This window comes from Phenylobacterium sp. (assembly GCF_004799395.1).
In the GTDB taxonomy this organism is placed as follows: Bacteria; Pseudomonadota; Alphaproteobacteria; order Caulobacterales; family Caulobacteraceae; genus Phenylobacterium.
Map to the genome: position 1 here is coordinate 1 of NZ_SSMZ01000177.1, position 4,299 is coordinate 4,299.

Below are 4,299 nucleotides of genomic sequence, written 5' to 3' on the forward strand. Positions count from 1 at the left end.
GTGCTCAAGCCCCGTCTCGGCGAGATAGGCGGCATAGAACGGCTCGTCGACCACCGCGCAGTCGCTCCGGTTCTCGAAGCTGCGCATCATCGCCGTGGAGATATTGCGCGGTCCCGACCACATGGCGATCCGCAATGTCGTCATGCGTCGGCGGCGCCGCTCTTGCCGGCGTCCTCGTCCTTCAAAGCCTCGTAGAGCGCCCGCAGCCGCGCGGTCACCGGCCCCGGCAATGCCGGGGGCAAGGCGTGCCCGTCCACCTCGCGCACCGGCGTCAGCCCTCCGAAGGTGCCGGTGACGAAGGCCTCGTCGGCGCCGTGCAGGTCGGCCAGCGGGAAATGTCCCTGCTCCAGGGCGATGCCGTTCGCCTCGCAGAGCGCAATCACATTGGCCCGGGTCACGCCGTTGAAGCAGAACTGCCCCAAGGAGGTCCGCACCCGTCCATCCTTCGCCCAGAACAGGTTGGTGGCGTTGCAGCTCGAGACATGGCCGCCGGGGTCGAGCATCACCGCTTCGTCGGCGCCGGCCTTGATGGCGTCGAGCAGGGCGGTGATGAGGTTCAGCCGGCTGTGCGAATTGAGCCGCATATCGAACATCTCGGCTGGGGTGCAGATCACCTGCGAGGTCGCCAACGACAGGCCGCGGGTGACGATGGCGGGCGAGGGCTGCTTGTACTCGGCGGTGATCACGATGGTGGGCTTGCCCAGCCAGTTTCGCGGATCCTGGTTGGCGGCGGCCTTTTCGCCGCGGGTCACCATCAGCCGCAGGTGCGCGCCGTCGGTCATGCGGTTGGCGCCGAGGGTCTTCTGAATCTCGGCGGTCAGGGCTTCACGACTGAGGCCGATGTCGAGCTCGATCTTGGCCAGGCCATCGTAGAGCCGGTCGAGGTGAGTCTCCAGGAACAGCAGCCGCCCCTTGTGCAGCCGCAGCCCCTCCCAGACCCCGTCGCCCAGCACAAACCCGGCGTCGAAGATCGACACCTTGGCCTCGGCTCGCGGCACAAGCGCGCCGCTGACGTAGATCAAAAGGTCCGCGTTACGCGGATCGGCGGCGAAGTCCTGACTTCCGGGCATGGTCCGCTGTTCTATTTGCGGACATAGAGGGACGCCAGTGCATAGGAGTGTCAGCGATGAGCAGCGGCATCGGCGGATCGACGGCGGAAGCCGAGCTTGCGGCGCTTGGCCCCTGGCCCAACCCTGCGCCCGCCATCACCACGGCCGAGCGCGGCCAGCGCATCGCCCGCGCCCAGGCGCTGATGGCCGGCCTCGGAGCCGAGGCCATGATCGTCGGCGCCGGGCCATCCTTGCGCTACTTCGCCGGCGTCGGATGGAACCCCACCGAGCGCCTGGTCGCCATGATCCTGCCGCGTGAAGGCGGCCCCACCATGATCTGCCCACGCTTCGAGCTAGGTTCGTTGGAGGCCTCGCTCGGGATCGAGGCGCCGATCGCGCTCTGGGAAGAACACGAGAGCCCCTTCGGCTTGGCCGCTCGTGTCCTGGCCGACCTCGGCGCAATGACCCTGGCCATCGACCCGGCCCTGCCGTTCTTCGCCTTCGACGGCCTGCGCCTGGCCGCGCCGGACGTCCGCACGCTCAACGGCGCCCCGATCGTCGACGGCTGCCGGATGATCAAGTCGCCGGCCGAACTGGCCCTGATGAGCCAGGCCAAGGCCATGACCCTGGAAGTCCATCGCCGGGCCGCGCGCATCCTGAAGGTCGGGATCACCACCGCCGCAGTGCGCCGCTTCATCGACCAGGCGCACCGGGCGCTGGGCGCCGACGACGGATCGTCCTTCTGCGCGGTGCAGTTCGGCCACGCCAGCGCCTACCCCCACGGTCTGCCAGGCGAGCAGAAGCTGGCCGACGGCGATCTCGTGCTGGTCGACACCGGCTGCAAGGTCCAGGGCTACAACTCCGACATCACCCGCACCTATGTCTTCGGGACCCCGAGCGCCGAGCACCGCCGGGTCTGGGACGTGGAGAAAGAGGCCCAGGCCGCCGCTTTCGCCGCCGTGAAGCCCGGCGTGCCCTGCGAGGAGATCGATGCGGCCGCGCGGCGCGTGCTGGAGGCGGCGGGCTTCGGCCCGGATTATGCGCTGCCCGGGCTGCCGCACCGCACCGGCCACGGCATCGGCCTGGCCATCCACGAGGCGCCCTATCTGGTGCGCGGCGACAAGACACCGCTCGCGCCCGGCATGTGCTTCTCAGATGAGCCCATGATCGTGATACCGGAGACCTTCGGGGTGCGGCTGGAGGACCACTTCTATGTGACAGCGGACGGCGCCGCCTGGTTCACGGAACCGCAGCCCAGCCTCGACGAGCCCTTCGCGGAAAAGAACTAGGCCGCGGCCCAGGCGCGGGGATCCAGCGCGTCAGGATCGTCGAGCGCCATCTCGTCCCAGTCGAGGTCCGGCGGCGGGCTCATGGCCGCGGCGACCACCGCGGACATTTCCGCGGCCGACGCCACGCCCACCAAAACGCAGGAAGCTTCCGGCCGCGAGAGCGCAAAGCCCAGGGCGGCCTGCAGTGGGTCGGAGCGGCCCTCGGCGATCAGGCGGCGCGCGCGGCTGATCCGTCCGGCGGCGGCTTTCAGATGGTGCGGCGCCCGGTCCGGCGGCAGGAACAGCAGGCCGTTCAAGAAAATCGAGCGCAGATGGATCTCGATGCCCATGCCGGCGAGTTCGGCGAGGGTGCCGTCGATCAGCATCCGCTGGTCGAGCAGCGAGGCCGGCGCCTGCACCAGGTCGGGCTTGAACCGCTTGGACAGGCCCACGGGGTCGTCGGAGGCGTAGACCGAGACGCCGATCTGGCGGCAGAGGCCTTCGTCTCGGAGCTTGCGCAGGCGGTCCCAGAGCTCCGGGCCGTGGGCGCTGAACAGGTCCGTGGCGCTGGGCGCCAGGATCGCGTCGACCGACGAGACGCCCAGGCGCGCCAGCTGGGCGCGGATCTCCACCTCAACCAGGTCGGCGCCGCGGTCGGGGCGCACGGTGGTGACGGTCAACTTGAACGGCTGCGGCTTGGGCAGCACCTGGCCAAGCGTGATCTCGGCGGAACTTGGATGGCGGCCAACCTCCAGCACGCCCAGGCCTGAGCGCGCGGCGATGGCGAGAATCTCGCGCGCCTCCGCGTCGCGCGGCCGCCCACGGGCGCCGGCCTGCTGGTCGAGGCCGAACTGGCCCGAGCCAAGGCCCAGCTTGCTGATTGGTGACGTCATGTGTGAGGACGACTCAGGCGCTTCCAATGAGCCCGCATGTTGGGCCTATGATGCCTAAGAAGCCGTATCCAGGACCTTTCCAGGGAGTAAATATTGTCAGAGCGCGAAGTCCTTCCGGAATGGCCGCTGTTCGGCATGACCGACGACGTGCGCCCGACCCTCCAGCAGGTGCGCGAGGCCGGACTGGCCTGCACCTTGGCGACCCTGACGGCGGTGGAAGGCGGCGGTCCGCGGCCGGTGGGGACCCAGATGGTGTTCGCGCCTGGCTTCGTGGCCGGCTACTTTTCCGGCGGCTGCGTGGAGAGCGACGTCGCCGACCACGCCTATGCGTGCTTGGCCGACGGCGAGCCGCGCACCCTGGTCTATGGCGACGGCAGCCCCTGGCCGGATATCCAGCTGCTCTGCGGGGCGCGGATCGAGATCTTCCTCGAACGCTTGGCGCCCGACGACCGGGCGCTGGCCGAACTGCTGGACGCCCACCGCGACCGGCGCCCCGTGGTCTGGGTCAGCGACGGCGTCGCGCGCGAGTGCGCCGAAGACCTGTCGCCCTGGCCTGAGGCGCTGGTGGTGCGGCGCCACGAGCCGACGCCCCGGCTGATCGTGGTCGGGGGCGACCCGACGGCGCTGGCCATCGCCCAGCTCGGCGCCCAGTCGGAGCTGGAGACGACGCTTGTGCGCCCCAAGGGGCCTTCCGGAGGCCCGCCGATCCCGAACATCGGCTACAGCCGTGCCGAGCCGGCCGAGGCGTTCGCCGCGATCGGCGTCGATGCCTGGACCGCCATCGCCATCGCCACCCACGACCTGGAGACCGACCGCAGCGCCCTGCGCGCCGCCCTGCCCTCGGCGGCGAGTTATGTGGGCTTGCTGGGCGCGCGCCGGCGGATCGCCGATCGGCTGGCGCCCCTGAGGGCGGAGGGCGCGCCGGAGAGCGCCCTCGCCAAGCTGCGCGCGCCCATCGGTCTCGATATCGGCGGCAAGGCGCCCTGGGAGGTCGCCGTCTCGGTGATCGGCGAAATCATGGCGCTCCGCTATGCGCGCGACAGCGGCAGCACCTCGACGACGCTCCCGGCTTCCGCCGCCTGAGCGCCC

5 protein-coding genes are annotated in these 4,299 nt (G+C 70.2%); 2 read left to right on the forward strand and 3 right to left on the reverse strand.

Annotation, left to right across the window (positions count from 1 at the left end):
- Positions 1 to 144, reverse strand: a 144-nt coding sequence (locus tag E8A12_RS22790; protein WP_363212026.1) for a hypothetical protein, incomplete at its 3' end; no start/stop codon positions are given.
- Positions 141 to 1,070 carry an aminotransferase class IV gene (locus tag E8A12_RS11785; RefSeq protein WP_293368888.1) on the reverse strand — a complete coding sequence of 310 codons (930 nt, stop codon included), beginning with the start codon at positions 1,068 to 1,070 and terminating at the stop codon, positions 141 to 143. The genes E8A12_RS22790 and E8A12_RS11785, both read right to left, overlap by 4 nt.
- A 56-nt stretch (positions 1,071 to 1,126) precedes the next feature.
- On the opposite strand from E8A12_RS11785, the gene E8A12_RS11790 reads away from it, so the two are divergent.
- On the forward strand, positions 1,127 to 2,338 hold the full coding sequence (locus E8A12_RS11790) for a Xaa-Pro peptidase family protein (RefSeq protein ID WP_293368890.1): 1,212 nt from the start codon (positions 1,127 to 1,129) through the stop codon (positions 2,336 to 2,338).
- Here the strand turns inward: E8A12_RS11790 and E8A12_RS11795 are convergent.
- Entirely contained in the window at positions 2,335 to 3,210 is an 876-nt protein-coding gene (locus E8A12_RS11795; protein ID WP_293368892.1) for a bifunctional regulator KidO, read from the reverse strand. The two genes, E8A12_RS11790 and E8A12_RS11795, sit on opposite strands and share 4 nt — an antisense overlap.
- A 93-nt stretch (positions 3,211 to 3,303) precedes the next feature.
- Here E8A12_RS11795 and E8A12_RS11800 point away from each other — a divergent pair, with 93 nt between their 5' ends.
- Positions 3,304 to 4,293, forward strand: a complete 990-nt coding sequence (locus E8A12_RS11800; RefSeq protein ID WP_293368894.1) for an XdhC family protein — start codon at positions 3,304 to 3,306, stop codon at positions 4,291 to 4,293.
- Positions 4,294 to 4,299: the final 6 nt, after the last annotated feature.